At 68.3% G+C, this 17482-nt stretch carries 22 protein-coding genes and 1 pseudogene; 7 read left to right on the plus strand and 16 right to left on the minus strand.

The window, feature by feature from the left end; all coding sequences use genetic code 11:
• Positions 1-121: 121 nt before the first annotated feature.
• Entirely contained in the window at positions 122-1405 is a 1284-nt protein-coding gene (locus tag OHQ87_RS13210; protein ID WP_328348271.1) for a glycosyltransferase, read from the minus strand.
• Between the two features lie 593 nt (positions 1406-1998).
• On the opposite strand from OHQ87_RS13210, the gene OHQ87_RS13215 reads away from it, so the two are divergent.
• Positions 1999-2433: a hypothetical protein gene (locus tag OHQ87_RS13215; protein ID WP_328348273.1), complete on the plus strand. Its 435-nt coding sequence runs from the start codon at positions 1999-2001 to the stop codon at positions 2431-2433.
• 246 nt (positions 2434-2679) lie between these two features.
• Here OHQ87_RS13215 and OHQ87_RS13220 read toward each other — a convergent pair whose 3' ends face one another.
• From OHQ87_RS13220 to OHQ87_RS31360, 4 genes are all read right to left on the minus strand, one after another.
• Positions 2680-2985 carry a transposase gene (locus tag OHQ87_RS13220; RefSeq protein ID WP_328348275.1) on the minus strand — a complete coding sequence of 102 codons (306 nt, stop codon included), beginning with the start codon at positions 2983-2985 and terminating at the stop codon, positions 2680-2682.
• A 51-nt stretch (positions 2986-3036) separates the two neighbouring features.
• Complete coding sequence (locus OHQ87_RS13225; RefSeq protein ID WP_328348277.1) at positions 3037-3777, minus strand: MBL fold metallo-hydrolase; 741 nt, start codon at positions 3775-3777, stop codon at positions 3037-3039.
• 161 nt (positions 3778-3938) lie between these two features.
• Positions 3939-4631: an FAD-dependent monooxygenase gene (locus OHQ87_RS31355; RefSeq protein WP_442930824.1), complete on the minus strand. Its 693-nt coding sequence runs from the start codon at positions 4629-4631 to the stop codon at positions 3939-3941.
• Positions 4532-4897, minus strand: a complete 366-nt coding sequence (locus OHQ87_RS31360) for an FAD-dependent monooxygenase (RefSeq protein ID WP_442930768.1) — start codon at positions 4895-4897, stop codon at positions 4532-4534. Before OHQ87_RS31360 ends, OHQ87_RS31355 begins: the two co-directional genes overlap by 100 nt.
• 92 nt (positions 4898-4989) lie before the next feature.
• Between OHQ87_RS31360 and OHQ87_RS13230 the strand changes: the two genes are divergently transcribed.
• A complete protein-coding gene (locus OHQ87_RS13230) occupies positions 4990-5577 on the plus strand; it encodes a TetR/AcrR family transcriptional regulator (protein WP_328348279.1) in 588 nt (195 codons plus the stop codon).
• A gap of 616 nt (positions 5578-6193) precedes the next feature.
• Here OHQ87_RS13230 and OHQ87_RS13235 read toward each other — a convergent pair.
• The 6 genes and pseudogenes from OHQ87_RS13235 to OHQ87_RS13260 form a co-directional block, all read right to left on the minus strand.
• Complete coding sequence (locus OHQ87_RS13235) at positions 6194-6466, minus strand: alpha/beta hydrolase fold domain-containing protein (RefSeq protein WP_328348281.1); 273 nt, start codon at positions 6464-6466, stop codon at positions 6194-6196.
• A gap of 322 nt (positions 6467-6788) precedes the next feature.
• Positions 6789-7250, minus strand: a complete 462-nt coding sequence (locus OHQ87_RS13240; protein WP_328348283.1) for a cupin domain-containing protein — start codon at positions 7248-7250, stop codon at positions 6789-6791.
• 76 nt (positions 7251-7326) lie between these two features.
• Positions 7327-8034 (minus strand): TetR/AcrR family transcriptional regulator, encoded by a 708-nt coding sequence (locus OHQ87_RS13245; RefSeq protein ID WP_328348285.1) that lies wholly within the window; start codon positions 8032-8034, stop codon positions 7327-7329.
• A gap of 44 nt (positions 8035-8078) precedes the next feature.
• Positions 8079-8417, minus strand: coding sequence for a winged helix-turn-helix domain-containing protein (locus OHQ87_RS13250; RefSeq protein WP_328348286.1), 339 nt, complete (start codon positions 8415-8417; stop codon positions 8079-8081).
• Entirely contained in the window at positions 8414-8917 is a 504-nt protein-coding gene (locus tag OHQ87_RS13255; protein ID WP_328348287.1) for a hypothetical protein, read from the minus strand. Before OHQ87_RS13255 ends, OHQ87_RS13250 begins: the two co-directional genes overlap by 4 nt.
• A 387-nt stretch (positions 8918-9304) precedes the next feature.
• A pseudogene (locus OHQ87_RS13260) lies at positions 9305-9532 on the minus strand (transposase family protein); the annotation flags it as partial.
• A 132-nt stretch (positions 9533-9664) separates the two neighbouring features.
• Here OHQ87_RS13260 and OHQ87_RS13265 point away from each other — a divergent pair.
• The gene (locus OHQ87_RS13265) at positions 9665-9865 is read left to right on the plus strand and encodes a hypothetical protein (RefSeq protein WP_328348291.1); all 201 of its coding nucleotides are present in this window, start codon (positions 9665-9667) and stop codon (positions 9863-9865) included.
• 77 nt (positions 9866-9942) lie between these two features.
• Here OHQ87_RS13265 and OHQ87_RS13270 read toward each other — a convergent pair whose 3' ends face one another.
• On the minus strand, positions 9943-10839 hold the full coding sequence (locus tag OHQ87_RS13270) for an SDR family oxidoreductase (protein WP_328348293.1): 897 nt from the start codon (positions 10837-10839) through the stop codon (positions 9943-9945).
• Between the two features lie 145 nt (positions 10840-10984).
• Between OHQ87_RS13270 and OHQ87_RS13275 the strand changes: the two genes are divergently transcribed.
• From OHQ87_RS13275 to OHQ87_RS13290, 4 genes are all read left to right on the plus strand, one after another.
• A complete protein-coding gene (locus OHQ87_RS13275) occupies positions 10985-11509 on the plus strand; it encodes a TetR/AcrR family transcriptional regulator (RefSeq protein ID WP_328348294.1) in 525 nt (174 codons plus the stop codon).
• Between the two features lie 277 nt (positions 11510-11786).
• Positions 11787-12557, plus strand: coding sequence for an IS630 family transposase (locus OHQ87_RS13280; RefSeq protein WP_328348297.1), 771 nt, complete (start codon positions 11787-11789; stop codon positions 12555-12557).
• A gap of 140 nt (positions 12558-12697) precedes the next feature.
• Positions 12698-13198, plus strand: a complete 501-nt coding sequence (locus tag OHQ87_RS13285; RefSeq protein ID WP_328348299.1) for a hypothetical protein — start codon at positions 12698-12700, stop codon at positions 13196-13198.
• A 33-nt stretch (positions 13199-13231) separates the two neighbouring features.
• A complete protein-coding gene (locus OHQ87_RS13290) occupies positions 13232-13900 on the plus strand; it encodes an O-methyltransferase (RefSeq protein ID WP_328348301.1) in 669 nt (222 codons plus the stop codon).
• A gap of 43 nt (positions 13901-13943) precedes the next feature.
• Here the strand turns inward: OHQ87_RS13290 and OHQ87_RS13295 are convergent, their stop codons facing one another.
• From OHQ87_RS13295 to OHQ87_RS13310, 4 genes are all read right to left on the minus strand, one after another.
• Entirely contained in the window at positions 13944-15053 is a 1110-nt protein-coding gene (locus tag OHQ87_RS13295; protein ID WP_328348302.1) for an HAD-IIIC family phosphatase, read from the minus strand.
• A gap of 73 nt (positions 15054-15126) precedes the next feature.
• A complete protein-coding gene (locus tag OHQ87_RS13300) occupies positions 15127-16260 on the minus strand; it encodes an acyl-CoA dehydrogenase family protein (protein WP_091253105.1) in 1134 nt (377 codons plus the stop codon).
• Positions 16253-16555 carry an acyl carrier protein gene (locus OHQ87_RS13305; RefSeq protein WP_328348306.1) on the minus strand — a complete coding sequence of 101 codons (303 nt, stop codon included), beginning with the start codon at positions 16553-16555 and terminating at the stop codon, positions 16253-16255. The genes OHQ87_RS13300 and OHQ87_RS13305 overlap by 8 nt, the downstream gene beginning before the upstream one ends.
• Positions 16555-17445 carry a 3-hydroxyacyl-CoA dehydrogenase family protein gene (locus tag OHQ87_RS13310; RefSeq protein ID WP_328348308.1) on the minus strand — a complete coding sequence of 297 codons (891 nt, stop codon included), beginning with the start codon at positions 17443-17445 and terminating at the stop codon, positions 16555-16557. Before OHQ87_RS13310 ends, OHQ87_RS13305 begins: the two co-directional genes overlap by 1 nt.
• Between the last annotated feature and the right edge of the window lie 37 nt (positions 17446-17482).

Here is a 17482-nt window from a genome sequence, read left to right on the forward strand (position 1 = left end):
AACAGCCGCCGGTCGGCCTCTGACCACCATCGGAGGGCCGCCCGTCCAGCGGGCGGCACCTCGGTGGCCCGAACCGGCCGGCACCGCCCTCCGGCCGGCACCGCCCTCCGGCCGGGTCCGGTCAGCCGGCGACGGCTCCGGCGGGTTCGGGGGTCGGATCGACGAACGGGCCGCGCACCGTCCGGCCGATCCGCCCGGCCTCGGCCAGGACGTGCGCCCGCCACCGCCGGAGCGGGATCATCCGGGATGTCACCAGCACGACGTCGACCGCGTCATCGGGCAGCACGGTACGGATGCCGAGGCTGTGGTGGACGGTGTGTGCCGGGTCCGCCGGCAGCCCCCGGAGCAGCTCCTCGTCGAAGTCGAAGAGGTGGGCGGCGGGAAAGCCGGGCGGCAGGGTGCCGCCGCAGCCGATCACCGCGATCCGGCTGCCCGCCGGCACGGTGTCGCGCAACTGCGCCAACTCCGCCGTGACGTCGCGGTTGCGGGCGTAGGTGATCGCGCGCCGGATGGCTGGCAGTTCCTGCCGGAGATGCCCGGCACGGGTGTCCTTCAGTGGGGGCAGGTGCCGGCAGAACCATGCCCAGAGCAGTTCCATGACCGGCTCGGGATGCTTGTGCAGAAGAAGCAGCGTGTTGCTCGGATTGGTGCCGGTCGTCTCCCGTTTCTCCCGGGGGTGCGGGGTGTCGACCGCCCACGCGTCCCGATCGACCTCGAAGGTCAGGCCGTGCCGCTCCAACCGGTACCCCAGTTCGATGTCCTCCCCGCCCCAGGAACGGAAGTCCTCGTCGAACCCGCCCACGGCGTGGAAGTCCGTGGCCCGGACGGAGCAGTTCAGGGACCAGAACAGCTGCCAGGCCAGCGGGACCCGGGAGAGGTCGAAGCCACAGGAGGCGAACGTGGGGTACCGACCGTCCTGGAAGTCGGGTGACGTGCCCAGGGTGCGGACGATCTCCTCGGGTGTACGGGCACGGACGTCGCCCCCCGGTCCGGGGGTCGGGTCGTCGGGCCGGTAGCCGTAGGTGTAGCCGAGAACCGCGCGGGGCCGGCCGGGCCGCTGGTGGGCGGCGAGGTGTGCGGCGAGGAAGTCGGGTCCGGGTAGCACACCGGTGTCGACGAACACGAGGACCTCGCCGCTGGCGAGCCGGGCGCCGGCGTTGCGGGCGGCGGCGGCACGGAAACCCAGGTCGTCCTGGTGGTGGTAGCGCAGCGTCAGGCGCTCGGTGAACGCCTCCACCGTCTGTCGGGTGTCGTCGGTCGATCCGTCGTCGGCGACGACGACCTCGAACCGGGCCGTCGGCATCCGTTGGTCGGCCAACGCCGCGAGGGTGCGGTGCAGCAGCGCGGAGCGATTGTAGGTGGGGACGACGACCGAGATCAGTGGCGTTGCGGTGCCAGTGAACATGGTGGGGCTCCTGTGCCGTTTCTGTCACGCAGGTCAAGGGGTACGGCAGGCGAGGATCCGGCCTGGGCGAGGCTCCCGTGGGACAGCAGTCGACCGGGAACCGATGCCCCGACCGGGAGCCTCGCTGCTGTCATACCCTGCCGCGATCCGGCTGTCCACAGGCACCCGACGGCCACCGTCGAAAGAGGGGTGACCGTCGGCAACCCGGTGGGAGGGTCGGCTCCGCGGCGACGGCTCGCGGGTGTCGAGGATGCGGGCGCGGTGTGCGACCTGCAAGCGCCGGGGCGGGTCCGGCTGGGGCAGCACGCCACGAACGACGATTCCGGCGAGCATGACCGAGGCGGCTTTCACGGTCCGGGATCACCGCAGGTTTTCCCACCTTGGACGTAGGTCCGAGTCCCACGCCGACCGGTGGGGCAGCCGCTGCACACGGGTTCGGTGTCGCATCGGATCACGTGTTCGTCCGGCGAATCGACGAGTCGATCCGCGCCGACGGCAGCCCTGCGACCGGGTGGAGTCCGCGCGTTCTCGCCGAGCGGAACTGAGTACGCCGACTCATGCTTGGCCGGGGCGAGCCGTCCACGCTGGGCTGCATGACGTCTGAGACGGTCGGCGCAGGTCGGCGGGGTGGCCCGATCGTAGGATTCCTGGTCCTGGTCTGGGTCTGCGGGCTGATCGCGGCAGCCGTGTGGTGGGTGGGCATCGGCTTGGAGCAGTGGAGCGTCAGCTACGGCGACCGGCCCGGCGAGTTCGCGGACCTTAGACATCGGGCGAGCCTGGCCCTGCTCGTCGCCGCGTTGGTGGCGACCGCCGGGCCGGCAATCATCGCGTTCGTCGCGTACCGGCTGCGGCTGGTCCGCACCGCGGTCGTCTTTCTGGTGCTGGCCGTCGTGATCGCCGTGCCCGCCCTACCGTTCGCTGTGCTCGTCGGCCGGAACCTCGCTCCGGCGACGGCAACGACGACGCCTGGCCCGCCGGGGCACTGCGTGGAACACAGCGGCGGTGACACCCGCTGTCCGGGCGGCTGACGGGGAGCGGTTCCGTCGGACCATCATGCCGCTCACCCGGGGCGAGGAGCGCGGCGCAAGCTCCAGCAGGCTGTCGCACTCCCCGCCCTGACCGCGCTGGCCAACCACGACCCGCCGGCCGCCGCGGTCGACGCCGTCCACGACGCGGCGATCGCCCACGGCAACGACCGCGACCGCTTCCTCCGAGGCCCGTGCCGCCCTACCCTGAGCTACTTCCTGTCGCGGCAGCAGTGACGGCGTCGAAGCTCAGCCTTGATCGCCTTGCGAGAAGACAGAGGTGCACCTCGACGGCGCCGTGACCATGGATCGGATCTTCGACGCTGAGGCGTAGTCCCCCAGTTGGTCGCTGCCACTGACGCCAGGCCTGGTTCCGGCGTCGATGTCGGCCTGGCGCAGCCATGTGCACAGCGTCATCGGGTGGACTCCGCAGTCCTTGGCGATCTGCTCGACCGTCACGCCCGGGTCACGGTCCCGGGCCACCCGCATGACATCATCACGGAACTCACGAGGATAGGGCTCGGGCACAGCAACATCTTCTGCCAGGCCGCCCACAGGGCAAGCCACCTCAGATGTCACCTATCGGTGCAGCAGACCCGCTCATTCCTATCGCCGGTAGCTGTAGAGCTTTCGATGGGCGATGACCTCGCCGAGGTTCTTGTTGGGTTCGGTGTCGAACAGGCCCCCGTGATAGGTGATGATGGCGGCGATGTCGTATCCCGTGAGCTTCCTGAGAGCGGAAATGGCATCTTCCGCCACAACGCCGTCCTCGGCCATCGGGTCCTCGTTTGGACCGACCAGTTCTGCGTGCAGGATGTTCAGCGCGTCTCCGGCGATGAGGGTCCTGCTTGCGTGGTGGTAGAGGCAGATGTGGCCGACCGTGTGGCCCGGGGTGTGGATCACCGTCACGCCGCCACAGAATGGAAGTTGGTCACCATCGTGCAGGACTCGGTTCACCGGTGTGGCGGCGTTGTCAAACATTTGCAGGATCCGGGCCTGTTCCTCCTCGGAGCGGTCGGAAATGCGCTCCAGGAACGCGTCAGTCAGCCGGCTCAGCTTTTTCTCACCCCGGATGTGTGGCGCATCCTTCTCGTGGGCATACACAGCCACGCCGGGATTCCCGGCAAGAAGGTCTGCCGCACCCGAGATATGATCGATGTCCTGTTGCGTGAACACGATGTGGTTCAGCCTGGAAAACGGCACGCCGGCAGCCTCGGCCTGGTTCCTGATCTCTTCCAGGCTGCCCGCTACTCCGGTGTCGATGAGGACGACACTCTCTTCGTCCCACATCAGGGTCGGGTGGAACACCCGCGGAACGCCCATCACCCGCGTGTGCACGTCCAACATCTCGAGATTTTCTGCTACTCGCATAGCGCTGCTCCTCTTGGTCGTAGCGTTCGGATTTCGCCGTTGGTGGTCTCTCGTCGTGCCGGTGAGAGCTGTTGCCTTCCCCCGTCCCGGCGGCGCGCTAGGCCGTCGCCGGGCAGACCATCGGCGGCCCGCACGCGTCATGCACCGGTCTCGAACCATTTCCGTAACGCGCCGGTCATGTCTTCGCCCGGGGCGGTCCAGCACACGTATCCGTCCGGTCTGATCAGAACTGCCTGAACATCCACCCAGGGCAACGTGTCAGTCACCGTGGCGGCGATCCGATCCTGGTAGGGCACAGCGGCGCGAGGTATCTCTCGTCGCGGGCCAGTAGGACACCCTGGCACTTGTGGAACAGTTGGCTCGCCCAGCCCGTGCCCGCCGTGAAGTCGGTCGGCGACGTCCTCGCTCGCGACATCTCCTTCTGCCGCATCGGAATAGACGAACCGATACAGCCCTGGTTCCCCGAGCGGCACAATGCGGGCGAAGGTCCCATCCGCCCGGCGACGGGGCGCCATGCCCGCCAGCGACCAGCCGACCGGTGGCTGCGCCGCGCCCGGGCCGCATACGACGTCGGCTACGGCGGTCCACCGAGTGGCGTCGGTGCCGGCGAACTCGACGCCGAGCAGTTTGCGTACCGCGCTACGGCCGCCGTCGCATCCGATCAGGTACCGCGCTCGCAGTTGTTCGGGGCCATAGACGGTGACACCGTCGTCATCCTGATCGAACCCGGTCAGCCGCCCAGTTCCGGCGGACCCTTCCCCCGAGTTCCGCCAGCCGGTCCTGGAGAATCTCCTCGACGCGCGCCTGCGGGACGCCCACCTGGTAGGGATACCGGCTGTCGAGTGCGGCGTAGTCGAGGGATTCCGGCGAACTCTCCACCCTCGACCCGCCCGATCGACTGTTCGTCGACACCCGTCAACAGGCCCCGCATTGCCAAGATCTCAGCGGTTCGGGGCTGCAGGTTCGTCGCCTTGCTTTGCCCTGAGCGCGTCGTGAGTGTCTCGACCACGATGGCGCACACGCCCGCGAGGGCCAGCTCGGTCGCGAGCATCAATCCAGCAGGCCCAGCGCCCGCGATGACGACGTCCGTATCCATGGAAACCCCTTCAACGAAGACTGACACTGGTACGGTACCATACTTGGTATCGTACCACCCTTGCTCGAGTGTCTCGCCGGTAAGCTCAGATCGTGGATGCTGAACTGGCTCAGGCGGGACGCCGGGAGCGCAAGAAAGCGGCGACTCGTGCCCACATCTCAGCCACTGCGCTCAAGTTGTTCCTGGAGAAGGGGTACGAGAACGTGACCGTGCGTGACGTCGCGGCCGCTGCCGACGTCTCCCCCACGACGCTGCTGAACCACTTCGCGACGAAAGAAGCACTAGTTGTCGACCGCGGGAGCGAAATTTCGGCGGAACTCGTCCGAACGGTGGCCGACCGTGGTCCCGGCGTCGGCATTCTCGACGTCCTGCGTGTCTACGCCCACAACCGGATAGAGCAGGCCGTAGCCGCCGCCGACCCGAACACCCAGAGCTTCATGGCCCTTGTCGTCGGTAACCGCGATCTGTCGGAGTACTGGCACAGGACGTGGATGGGCCACGAGGACGTCCTCGCCGAGGCAATTCGCGAACAGGCCGGCGCCCCACCAGGGGATCCACGCCCCGCGGTCATCGCACATCTGGTGCTCGGCGCGATCGACTTCGCCTTACGCTCGGCCGATCCCCGGAGGATCCTCGATGCGGCATTCGACGTCATCATCAATGGTGGATCGATTGAGTGAAGGAGCAAGTCGTTGCCGAACTCCGCCGCGGGGTGTTGAGAGAGCGCCGCAAGCGCCGTATCGGCGGTCATAGCCAGAGCCGTCGGCTCTACCCACACCCGATCCCTCCCCGGGAAGCATCAGCTCCGGCGGAAGAGGCCCGCCTGCACGCCACCCGCTCCTGGCCGTCGTCGAGGTGCTGCATTTGGACACCGATTACTTGACGTGGTGGCGTCATGTGTTACGTGTGATTGGCGAGACGGATCCCCGGCGGCCGGCCTCGATCGTCATCTCCGCGATGTCCGGCACCGCCGGGCCGGCACGCTGGAGGCCCTGGTCTCACACCCTTGACCTTTGACCAGTCCGCCACCCTGGGGCACCAAACCCTCACCGGAAGCAGATTCGGTGAGGCATCCCGATCCGATGCTCGAGCCTGGCCGCGCCTGCGGGATGTGACCGAGGCCGCTCTACCCGACCCCGAGCAGACCGCAGCCGCGATCACTGCCATCGCTCGTGGGAGCGCAGGTCAGCCGCCAGAACGGAAGCATCGACCAAGTGCCCCAGACACCACACCCGCGTGGGCGGCAAAGCGCCCGGTGTCGTGCGTGGGTGTTGCGGTCGTCGAGCATTGGAAGGATCAGCAGTTGCCCGGTGATCGCGGGCCGCCGCGGTGACGGGCCAGGATGGAGACGGCGGCGGCCAGGCCACCGTCGGCGCTGTTGCCCATCACGGCGATGCGGGCTGGGTCGATGCCCAGTTCGCCGGCGTGTCCGTGCAGCCATTGCAGGGCTGGGTAGGCGTCCTCGACCGGGGCCGGGAACGGGTGTTCCGGGGCCAGGCGGTACTCGACCGAGAGGAACGGCCGCCCTGCGCGACACGATGCGGCTGATCGGGCCGTCTCACCTGGCAACGCTGTCGAGGATAATGCCTCCGCCGTGGAAGTAGGACACTGCCGAGCCGGGCTGGGCACCGGCTTTGGTATACCAGCGCAGCAGCAGATCGGCGCCGTCCGGGGTGGTGACTGGTGGTCGGTGGTGCTGACATCGTCAGGTACGGCTTCGATGCCGTGATCGCGGTGAGCATTCCGTCCATCGCGGTGCGGCGGGCTCCGACGTCACCGCCCGGCGGCGGCTTCACCTCGCCCGCGTTTTCCAAGATCGCGGTGAGAGCTGCAGCGATCTGCGGGTCGAGTGGCAACGTCATGCGTGCCTGCCCCCAGACAGGTGCAGGGGTCAGCGGGGCGGGCCGACGATGACGTTTCCGTATTCCGCGGCGATTGCCGGGTTCGGCGTGATCTTGAAGTCCGGCGGGCGAGGGGTGGACTTGTCCCGCCCGGATGCGCGGAACATGCCCTCGATGCCGGCCGGCGTATTGATCATCAGCAGGTCGGCCCGGTCGGAGGTGATGCGGTAGGCATGTGGGAGGCCTTTGGGTAGGAACACCACGCCACCCTCGGCCACCTCGTATTCCTGGTCGTCGTACCAGACCAGGGCGGTGCCCTTGATCAGCATGAAGACCTCGTCCTCGCGGGTGTGCGTGTGGTAGGGCGGCGCCTCACCTTTGCTGACGTCGAAACGGCCCATCATCAACTGGCCGTCGGTGGCCTTGCCGTCGAGCAACATGGCGAGCGTTCCGCCGTCGAGCCACTCCAGTTGTTGCTGCTGTTCGGGCTGCGCTAGGTAGAGCATGCTCATGTCGGTCTCCTTGCCTGAAGCACCGGGCCGGCGCGGCAAGCCACCAGCTTAGACGGAGGAAACCGTCCGGATAATTCTAGCGTCGGACGTACGGTTCGTCACTCCGGGGCGGCATGCCCGCAAGATAGACGTCTGCCGTCCGTCGTGCGACGAGGTCCCAATCCGTGATGTTGGGCAGCGGCTGGGCCAGCATCGTCGCCATCAGGATGAGGTCGAGGGGAGTCAAGCCGCTCTGGATCGTGCCGTCCGCGACCCCTCGGCGCAGGATGTCCTCAAGTTCTCGGCGGACGTCCTCGCGAAGTCCGGCCGCTTCGGCGCTGACCACCGCAGGGCCGCCGCGCAGTGGGAGGATCAGCTGGTCGCGGTGTTCGATCACGCGGTAGAAGTAACCCCGCACCGCGTCGAGCGCGGTCGCGGCGTCGCCGACCGCATCCCGGATCGCCTCGAGGACAACCCGCAGGGACCGTATGACCAATCCGTCCAGCAGTGCCGCACGGTTCGGGAAGTGGCGGTAGAGGGTGCCGATCCCGACCTCAGCCTCGGCCGCCACCGTCGCCAGGGGCACCTGCAGGCCGTCGCGGGCAACGACCACCGTCGCCACGGCGAGAATCCGCTGCCGGTTCTCCACGCCGTCGCTACGCTCGGCGCGCAGCCTCGACCGTTCTCGCCTGTCATCGGGCACGGCAGGAAAGTACCGCAGAAACCCCTGATGAGCAGACACGAACTGGAGTTCGTCAACCGGCGCCGGACTGACGAGGATCCCGGATGTGACCGGTGGGGTCATGATGGTCTCGTACTCGATAGGTCAACCGGGCTATGGAACGGGACCTAGAACCGCGGGTGTTCTTCGGCTTGAGCGCGTTCCACGATCATTCGGAGCGCCTCGACATGCCTCACGAAACGGGATCGGGCCTCGTCGGTGGCTCGCACCGTGGTTTTGGGCACCCGGCCGTGATACGTGCGCCGTTGCTCGATCTGCCCGTCGTTCTTGAGTGTGGTGAGCTGCTTGGACAGTGCCGAGTCCGACAGTGACACCGCGTCCCGCAGGAAGGCGAAGTCGCACCAGTCCGCAGCCGTCAGCACCGACATGATCGCCAGCCGTGTCGGATCCGAGAGCAGCCGGTCCAGGCCCGACGCCCGGCCGGCGGTTGGTGGTGAGTCGGTCATCGGCCGGTTCGGTGTTGGAAGGTCTCGCTCAGCAGCTGACTCAGGGCGAACAACGCGGTGAACGCAGCGCCGAGGAGCATCCCGGCGACGGTGTTCGGGTAGTTGCTCAGGCCGATCGCGCCGGCCACGTTGTCAGCGATCGTGTTGCCGTAACGGAAGAGCAACCAGACGCCGAGACCGCCGACGACCGCCACCGCACCGAAAGCCTGTGGCACGAACGTCTGCCTGCGCCGCACAGCGCGCAGCCTGCTCAGTGGCGCCGATCGGCCGGCATACGTGATCACGGCAACGATGACGAGCACGACCAGGACCACTGCGGCGAGCAGCTTGGCGCCATCGAGGTCGACGAAGTCGTTAGCCGCACATGCCGCGGCACTCAGGAGGAACATCGTTGCGTAGACCCACCACGGCACGCGCGCCGCACGCCGGGTCCGTTGCTGGTGCTCATGGATCGTGGCCAGAGTTGCTGCCGCGTTCTGCTGATCGTCCTGCCTGCTCATCGCGACCTCCTTGACTAGTTGCCTCACTGGAAAGTACTAGCTTCTTTCCAGTGAGGCAACTAGTCAGGTGGCCAGGGCGGCGACGGTGCGCGGATCTTCGCCGGACAGCACCTGAGCGAGACCCCGTCGGCGTGGAAGCGGGCGACGCCCGACTCATGCGTACAGCGGATTGTGCGGCCGAACACCGAAGCGGCGGCGCACCACCACCGTGCCCGACCCGGCAGCGGTCCTGCCGGCGGACCTGGTCCGCACTGCCCTGACACGGCGGCGATCCGGCGTCATGTCCACCCTCGGACACGGACCATTGCCCCGCGGTGCGCGCTGAGATGGATCTCAGCGCGCACCGTGTGCGTTTCCGGCTGGTAGTTCGGCCGGAGGCAGAGTTGTACGTACCCGGAGCACCACCGGCCGCGCATCGACCGGCAGGTCCGCAAGGGGCCGCTGGTGATACCCGTACACCCGGCCCGTCACGGCCGCGCACCCCGGACACGCCACTGGCCTCTGCGGAGTCCGAGCCCGCACCAGGATTCGCTCGCCCTCGTCCGTCACGTCGTCGATCACCAGCGGCAGCAATCCCGAGAACACCGTCTTCGTAAGATCAACGATCTCGCACACAAGGCCTCAACGACATCGACTACCTTCGGTCACCACCGAATGTGAGACAGAGCCGAAAGCTACGCAGTCCCAGGCTGCAAGGTCGCCGGAGCGTGGCACACGCGATCTGTTCGGGATTACCTTGCACCTTCGGTGGATCTTGTTTTGGGTCGGCTGTTCGGAGCTGGACGAGTTCCTGTTGGCCCGCGCGTTGGAGCACGACTCGCCGCTGCCGTTGTTCCGGCCGGCAACATCAGCTTTCTCGGCCCGATCGACGTCGACATCGAGGGCGAGTTGGCCCAGCTCGGCCCGACCGGAAACCGACCGCTGCGGGTACGCGACACCTTGTCCTGAACGGCCGAACGGCTTTCAGCGCGCACCGGTCAGCCTGCGCGGGTGCGCACGACGGCCTACGTCTCGTCGTCGGGTTGTCAGGCGTGGGAGTAGGCGCCTGTGTTGAGGTCGTCCAGGAGGGTGGGGCCGGTGGGTGTCCAGCCGAGGATTTCCTGGGTGCGAGTGCTGGAGGCGGGGATGTCCATGCCGAAGAATCCGCCGATCCAGCCGAAGTGAGCTGGTGCGTTCTCGGACGAGATGGAGGCGACGGGCAGGTCGAGCGCGTGGCCGATCGCCTCGGCGATATGGCGTGTCGGGATTCCTTCCTCGGCGATCGCGTGCAGGAGCGAGCCCGCGGGTGCTTTCTCCAGTCCGAGGCGGACGAGGCGGGCGGCATCGGAGCGATGCACTGCGGGCCACCGGTTCGTACCGTCACCGATGTAGCAGGCAACGCCCTTCTCCCGCGCGATACCGACGAGAGTGGTCATGAGGCCGTTGTCGCCCGCGCCGTGCGTGGTGGGGGCGAACCGCACCCCGACCACGTGCACGCCTCGGGCGAGGTAGTCCAGTGCGAGGTTCTCGCCGCCGCCGCGAGGGGTGTCGGGGCCGTGGAACGGGGAGGCATCGTCTTCGGTGGCGGGACGACCACCGCCGACCGGGATGATGCCCGAGGCGAACAGGAACGGCCGACCCGAACCTTCGAGGGTGTCCCCGATTGCCTCGATCGCGGCTCGTTCGGCCTTGTTCGAGACGGCGGGGTTGTCGAAGTCGTGCTTGTTGGCGAGATGAATCACGGCCTCCGCGTCCGCGGCGCCCGCGCGGATGCCGTCGAGGTCGTCGAGGTCGCCGCGCAGGACCGTGACGCCCATGGCTTCCAGAGCGGCGGCGGAGGCGTCGGAGCGGGCGAGGCCGACGACGTCGTGACCGGCCGCGAACAGCTCGTCGACGGTGGCGGAGCCGATCCAGCCGGATGCCCCGGTGACGAAAACGCGCATGGATGGATCTCCTTCTTGATGCCGGCCAACCAACACCCCGATGATGTCAGTCGCTGTCGTCACCTTAGCGCATGATGTCAGCCGCTGCCATCAGTATGCTCTCGCTATGGCGCGATGGGATCCAGGTGCGAGGCAGCGCCTACAGATGGCGGCACTGGAGCTCTATGTCCGACAAGGCTTCGAGAAGACGACCGTCGAAGAGATCGCCCAGAGCGTCGGCCTGACCGAGCGCACGTTCTTCCGTCACTTCGCCGACAAGCGCGAGGTGCTGTTCGACGGACACGACATGCTGCAACAGGCATTCCTGGACGGCGTGCGCGCGGCCCCGCCGTCCGCGTCGCCGCTGGAGATGGTCACCGCAGCCCTGGCGGTCTCGGCGGAGTCCTTCACCGACGAACGACGGCCCTGGTCACGTCAGCGCCACGCGGTCATCACGGCGAACCCCCGCCTACTGGAACGCGAGCTGCTGAAGAGGGCATCGCTCGCGGCGGTGGTAGCCGGCGCGTTGCGTGCGCGCGGCGTCGCCGAGCGAGCGGCCGTCCTCGCGGCGGAAACCGGCGTGACGGCTTTCACCGTGGCCTTCTCCGAGTGGATCGCCGAGGACGAACAGAGGTCACTAGCCGAGGTCGAGCGTGAGGTGCTGGAAGAACTGAAAGCACTGGCAGCTTGACATTCGTCGCCGTCGAAGCCCCGATGGCCGGCGGCGATGCGCAAGATCAATCCGAACGGCGCAAGATCATGTGCAACCTCAGCGCGGACGGTGCAGTCTCGACGCGTACAGGACATAACACAACCAGAATCACGCGACACTAGCGCCTCGTCTTTGAACGTTGGTCGGGTAATGCGTCGGTTCTGGGGATGGATCGGGCAGGCTGTCTCCCAGCACTCGTGGTGGGAGGTGGTGGCCGGTGGGCAGAAAGCCGGAAGTGTGCGTCCGGCAGGTGTCGATGGCTGAGGGCCAGCGGTTGCGGCGGATCACCAGGACGGCGAAGGACCCGGTGAAGCTGCGGCGGGCGATCGTGGTGCTGATGTCCGCCCAGGGACAGCCGGCCCCGGACATCGCTCACCTGCTCACGAGCAGCGTGGATGACGTCCGCGACGTGATGCACGCGTTCAACGAGCGGGGGTTCGACGCCCTGGACCCAAAATGGAGCGGGGGCGCACCGAGACGGATCGATGAGCAGACCCGCGACTGGATCTGCGTCACCGCCCGGTGCGACCCCCGCTTCCTCGGCCAACCGTTCTCCCGCTGGTCGCTTGCCGAACTGCGCGATTACCTCGTCGCCGCGGGTTACGTCACGACGATCAGCGTCGAGACCGTGCGTCGTGTCCTGCACGAACGCGGGGTGACGTGGCAGGCCACCAAGACGTGGAAGGCCAGCACCGACCCCGGCTTCACCACGAAGATGCGCCACCTCTACGACCTCCCACCCGCCGATGGCAGGGTGCTCTGCGTCGACGAGTTCGGGCCGCTGAACCTCAAACCCGCCCAGGACGGGGCCTGGCGACCCGTCGCACACCCGGTGCGACTTCGTGCCACTTACACCCGCGACCAGGGCGTACGACACATGATCGCCGCCCTGGACCCGGCCACCGGCCGCCTGCACTACCGCATCCGCGACCGCAAACGGTGGCGCGAGTCCCTGACCTTCCTCAAGACCCTGCGCCGTTCAAGGCTGCGTGACGAGGCACTAGAACGAATGACCGATGACGTTTGAGATCGTCATCCGACGTTGCCTTCATCTCATCCCGAGCGGACGAACGCCGAGACCGATGACGAGCCGTGCCACTTTGCCGGTTGGCCAGCCCACGGCTGGTCGCAGTGCGGGCAGGCGAGGGCGGAGAAGAAGGGGCTGAGTTGATCATCGACCCGCTCCTGCTTCGGCTTTACGCCGGCGACGCCTCCGCCGGCATAGGTCAGCTCGCGATGCTGGGCGCGTCGGTCGGCTACTACTCGCCCCTGGCAGCAGAGGTTGTCGTGGGTGATCAACGGCGCAGGGCCGCGAAACTGTCCCCTGCGGCGCAAGATGCACAGAGGCCCAATACAGAGAAGGTCAGCCTCGCTGAGGGTCCGGTATCGCGATCCGCATCGGAGTCGTTGTCGGAAAGACGACACCGTGGCGTTCATGCCAACCTCAGTACCGCTGGCGGACCTTCCCATCGTGGCGACACGTCGGATGACCGCGTCATGGCCGACAGCTACGTTGCTGGAACTGATCTCGATCAGAGACACCGTGGTCAGCTCCAGCCGGAGCTGGCTGGCACCTGCAAATTCACCACCGGCCCCGCCCTCGGCGACGGCACCACCGCTTCCCGCCGCATTCTCGTAGCCGCAAAAATGGCTTGTGCCACACCTTGAGTACGGTGGCGAACGCTCTCTAGAATTGCTGGCATGGCTAATCAGATCGGGGTCGGCCCGGAGCTTCTGGCCTATGTCCGGGAATTCTCGCTCAGAGAGGACGACGTCCTTCGGGCGCTACGCACGCACACCGGCGAGCTTCCCGGCGGGCAGTCCCTGCAGGTGATGGCCGAGGAGGGACAACTCCTTGCGCTGCTGGTGTCCCTGGTCGGGGCCACGAGGGTGCTGGAGGTGGGCACCTTCACCGGCTACAGCACCCTGTGCATGGCCCGGGCGCTGCCACCGCACGGCCGGCTGGTGACCTGTGACATCAGCGCGCGGTGGCCGGAGATCGGTGCCGAGTACTGGCACCGCGCGGGGGTCGCCGACCGCATCGAGGTACGCATCGGTGCGGCCGTCGAGACCCTTGACAAAATGCTCGACGAAGGCACCGACAGCAGTTTCGATCTCGTTTTCATCGACGCCGACAAAGCAAACTATCCGCAGTACTACGAATTCGCGGTGCAACTCGTACGCCCCGGCGGTCTGGTGGTGGTGGACAACACGCTGTTCTTCGGCCGGGTGGTCGACCCGACCGCCGGTGATCCGGACACCGCCGGGGTGCGGCGGGTCAACGCCATGATCCGCGACGACCAACGGGTGGATGTGTGTCTGCTTCCAATGGCCGACGGCATCACGTTGGCCCGGCGGCGGGCCGGCTGATCTCCACACCGCGGTCCGGCCGGTGGAGGCCGGGTGCGGGCGGTCAACCCGCGCCGACGGTCGCCGGGCCGGCCAGGTCGGGGGCGGTCAGGTGGAACGTCGACGGTGCCGGTTGCCGGCGTGCCGCCAGGTGCAGTCGCTGGACGGCCCGGTCGCTGTCGACGGCGATGCGGTCCCGGCATGCGCAGGGCTCCTCGTCGAAGCCGGCGAACCGGTAGGCGATCTCCATCATCCGGTTCCGGTCGTTGGGCCGGAAGTCGGCGATCAGGTGCACGCGAGCTCGAGCGGCCTGGTCCACCAGCCAGGTCAGCAGGACGGTGCCGGTGCCGAAGGACACCACCCGGCACGAGGTGGCGAGCAGCAGCAGGTGCCACACCCCGGGGTGTTTCTCCAGGACCAGCACACCGACCGCGCCGTGCGGCCCGAACCGGTCGGTCAACGTCGTGACCAGGACCTCGTACCGGGGGTCGGCCAGCAGGGCCCGCAACGCCTGATCCGGGTAGTGCACTCCGGTCGCGTTCATCTGGCTGGTCCGCAGGGTCAACTCCTCGACCCGCGACAGGTCTGCGGCGTCGGCCCGCCGGATGCGCATCACCAGTTCCAGCGAACGCAGGAAGTCCTCCGCCGGGCCGGTGAACCGGGCCTGCTCGTCGGCCCGCCGCTGACCGGCCTGGTACATCTGCCGGCGTCGCCGGGCGTCCACGGTCACCGACGTCGGAGTGAACTCCGGCCGGTCCAACAGGGCTGTGGCCGCGCTGGCGTCGTAGCAGCGTACCTGCGGGAGGTGGAAGGCGACCTCGGCCCGTTCGACCGGTTGGTCGTCGATGAAGGCGACGGTGCCGAGCGCGAAGCCCAGCCGGTCGGCGATCCGCTGGACCGCGTCGGACTTGCGTCCCCACCCGATCTGCGGTGCCACGAAGTACTCGGCGACGCCGAGCGCGCACAGCCGGGCCCAGGCCGGCTCGTGGTCGTTGCGGCTGCAGACCGACTGGAGGATGCCCCGGGCGTCCAGCCCGGTGATCACCGCCCGGATCGGGTCGGGGAGCACGACCTGTTCGTCCTCCAGCAGGACACCCTGCCAGAGGGTGTCGTCCAGATCCCAGACCAGGCACTTCACGGTCACGGGTGGGACCGTCGGGACCTCGTCGGTCACGTCGACTCCTTCGTGGACTGCCGTTCGTCGGCAGCATGGGATGAGTGGGCGGGCGATCGGCGCGGCGGTGGGGTCACCGGCGGTTCACCGCGTGGTCGGCCAGCATCAGCTGACACATCTCGGTGCTGCCTTCGATGATCTCCATGAGCTTGGCGTCGCGGTACGCCCGGGCGACGGGGTGCCCGTCGACCGCACCGGCCGACGCCAGGATCTGGACCGCGTCGGCGGCGGCCCGGGTGGCGTGCCCGGCGCTGACGTACTTGGCCAGGACGGTGGCGGTGACCACTTCGGGTGAGCCGGTGTCCCAGCAGCGGCTGGCGTGCTCACAGACCCGGGTGGCCACCTGCTCGGCGGCCCACAGGTCGGCCAGGTGCCGGGCGACGAGCTGGTGTTGGGCCAGCGGGCGGCCGAACTGGTGGCGGGAACCGGCGTGTGCGACGGCCGCCGTCAGACAGGCCCGCAGGATCCCCACGCAACCCCAGGCGACCGACATCCGGCCGTAGCTCAACGCCGTGGTCACCAGCAGGGACAATGACTGCCCGCCGGCACCGAGCAGGCTGCTGGTGGGCAGCCGTACCGCGTCGAACCACACGTCGGCGTGTCCGGCCGCCCGGCATCCCAGGGGATCCGCCCGCCGGTGCACCCGTACCCCCGGGGTGGCCCGGGGCACCACCACCACGGCTCCCTGGTCGCCGAGTCGGGCGAAGACCAGGAGCAGGTCGGCGTGGTCGGCGGCGGTCACCCACACCTTGTGGCCGTCGAGGCGCAGGGTGTCGCCGGTCATGGTGACGGTGGTGGTCATCGCCGACAGATCACTGCCCGCCTGCGGTTCGCTGAAGGCCACGGCGGCCGTGTCCGTGGCGGCCAGGCGGGGCAGCAGCGACCTGGCCTGGGCCCGGTCGGCCAACCGTTCGATGGTCCAGGCCGCCATTGCCTGGGAGGTCATGACGCTGCGCAGGGAGCTGCACAGGCTGCCCACCTGGGCGGTGAACTCGCCGCTGTCCAGGCTGCTCCATCCCGCTCCGCCGTACCCGGTCGGGATCTGGGGGGCGAGCAGGCCTGCGGTGTTGAGTGCGCGCACCACGTCCACGGGTAGCCGGCCCGCCCGGTCCCAGTCGCCCGCCCGGTCGCCGACCAGGCGGGCGGCGAGCGTGGCGGCCTGGGCGGGCGTGACGGTGGGCGCGGTGGCGGCGACGGTCTCAGGCACCGTGGTCGCCGGGTTCGCTGTTGCGGAGCCGGTCGACCAGGGCCACCATCCGGCGCACCGTGCGGAAGTTGTCCAACCGCAGGTCGGTGCCGCGCACGGAGACCCCGTACGTCTGCTCCAGGTGCACCACCAGCTCCATCGCGAACAGGGACGACAGCCCACCGGTGGCGAAGAGGTCCGTGTCCGGCGGCCAGGTCCGCCCGGTAAGCGCCGTCAGGAAGCGCACCAGTTCCGGCGCGGCGGTGTCGACCCGGTCACCAGTGTCCGACACCTCCTGGTCGGATGGCACAGTCATCACAGGTCTCCCTCGTAGTGGTAGAAACCCCGTCCGCTCTTGCGGCCGAGGTGGCCGGCCCGGACCTTGGTCAGCAGCAGCTCACAGGGGCGGCAGTTCTCGTCGCCGGTGCGTTCGTGCAGCACCCACAGGGAGTCGACCAGGTTGTCCAGGCCGATCAGGTCGGCGGTGCGCAGCGGACCGGTCGGATGTCCCAGACATCCCTGCAGGAGTTTGTCGACGGACTCGACGCTTGCCGTGCCGGCGGCCACCACCCGAACCGCACTGTTGATCATCGGGTGCAGGATCCGGCTGGTGACGAAGCCCGGCGCGTCCTCGACCACCACCGATTCCCGGCCCAGGGTGGTGAGCAGCCCGCGTACCGCGTCCAGGGTGTGCGGACCGGTACGTGGGCCGCGGATCACCTCGACGGTCCGGATCAGGTAGGGCGGGTTCATGAAGTGGCTGCCGATCAGGTCTTCCGGTCGTGCCACCGACCGGGCCAGTTCGCCGATGGGGATCGAGGAGGTGTTGGACACCACCGGGGTGCCTGGTGCCACCAGGGCGGAGACGTCCGCCAGCACCTTCGCCTTGGCGTTGGGGTCCTCGGTGACCGCCTCGACCACCGCGGTGAGGGTGCCGGTCCGCCCTGTCGAGACGTCCGCGAGGGACACTCCGACGTCGAGCAGGCCGGGTCGGGTGCCCTCCGGTAGGGCACCCATCAGCCGGGCCGTCCGGACCTGCCGGTCGACCCGGTCGGTGGCCTCGGCCAGGCGACGGCGGTCGACGTCGATCATGGACACGGCGATCCCGTGCCCGATCGCCAGTGCGGCGATGCCCGTCCCCATCACTCCCGCGCCCAGCACCGCCAGTCGTTGCGCGGCACCCGGCGTGGTGTTCTGCCCCGCCATGAGGGTCTCCCTTCGTTGCCGAGACGGCACCGACACG

This window comes from Micromonospora sp. NBC_00421 (assembly GCF_036017915.1).
Lineage (GTDB): Bacteria > Actinomycetota > Actinomycetes > Mycobacteriales > Micromonosporaceae > Micromonospora.

What these genes read in the sequence shown, in the direction of transcription:
- OHQ87_RS13210 (WP_328348271.1), bottom strand. Translation starts at nt 1,405, where the DNA reads ATGTTCACTGGCACCGCAACGCCACTGATCTCGGTCGTCGTCCCCACC.
- OHQ87_RS13215 (WP_328348273.1), top strand. Translation starts at nt 1,999, where the DNA reads ATGACGTCTGAGACGGTCGGCGCAGGTCGGCGGGGTGGCCCGATCGTA.
- OHQ87_RS13225 (WP_328348277.1), bottom strand. Translation starts at nt 3,777, where the DNA reads ATGTTGGACGTGCACACGCGGGTGATGGGCGTTCCGCGGGTGTTCCAC.
- OHQ87_RS31360 (WP_442930768.1), bottom strand. Translation starts at nt 4,897, where the DNA reads ATGGATACGGACGTCGTCATCGCGGGCGCTGGGCCTGCTGGATTGATG.
- OHQ87_RS13240 (WP_328348283.1), bottom strand. Translation starts at nt 7,250, where the DNA reads ATGAGCATGCTCTACCTAGCGCAGCCCGAACAGCAGCAACAACTGGAG.
- OHQ87_RS13245 (WP_328348285.1), bottom strand. Translation starts at nt 8,034, where the DNA reads ATGACCCCACCGGTCACATCCGGGATCCTCGTCAGTCCGGCGCCGGTT.
- OHQ87_RS13250 (WP_328348286.1), bottom strand. Translation starts at nt 8,417, where the DNA reads ATGACCGACTCACCACCAACCGCCGGCCGGGCGTCGGGCCTGGACCGG.
- OHQ87_RS13255 (WP_328348287.1), bottom strand. Translation starts at nt 8,917, where the DNA reads ATGAGCAGGCAGGACGATCAGCAGAACGCGGCAGCAACTCTGGCCACG.
- OHQ87_RS13270 (WP_328348293.1), bottom strand. Translation starts at nt 10,839, where the DNA reads ATGCGCGTTTTCGTCACCGGGGCATCCGGCTGGATCGGCTCCGCCACC.
- OHQ87_RS13275 (WP_328348294.1), top strand. Translation starts at nt 10,985, where the DNA reads ATGGCGGCACTGGAGCTCTATGTCCGACAAGGCTTCGAGAAGACGACC.
- OHQ87_RS13280 (WP_328348297.1), top strand. Translation starts at nt 11,787, where the DNA reads ATGGCTGAGGGCCAGCGGTTGCGGCGGATCACCAGGACGGCGAAGGAC.
- OHQ87_RS13290 (WP_328348301.1), top strand. Translation starts at nt 13,232, where the DNA reads ATGGCTAATCAGATCGGGGTCGGCCCGGAGCTTCTGGCCTATGTCCGG.
- OHQ87_RS13305 (WP_328348306.1), bottom strand. Translation starts at nt 16,555, where the DNA reads ATGACTGTGCCATCCGACCAGGAGGTGTCGGACACTGGTGACCGGGTC.
- OHQ87_RS13310 (WP_328348308.1), bottom strand. Translation starts at nt 17,445, where the DNA reads ATGGCGGGGCAGAACACCACGCCGGGTGCCGCGCAACGACTGGCGGTG.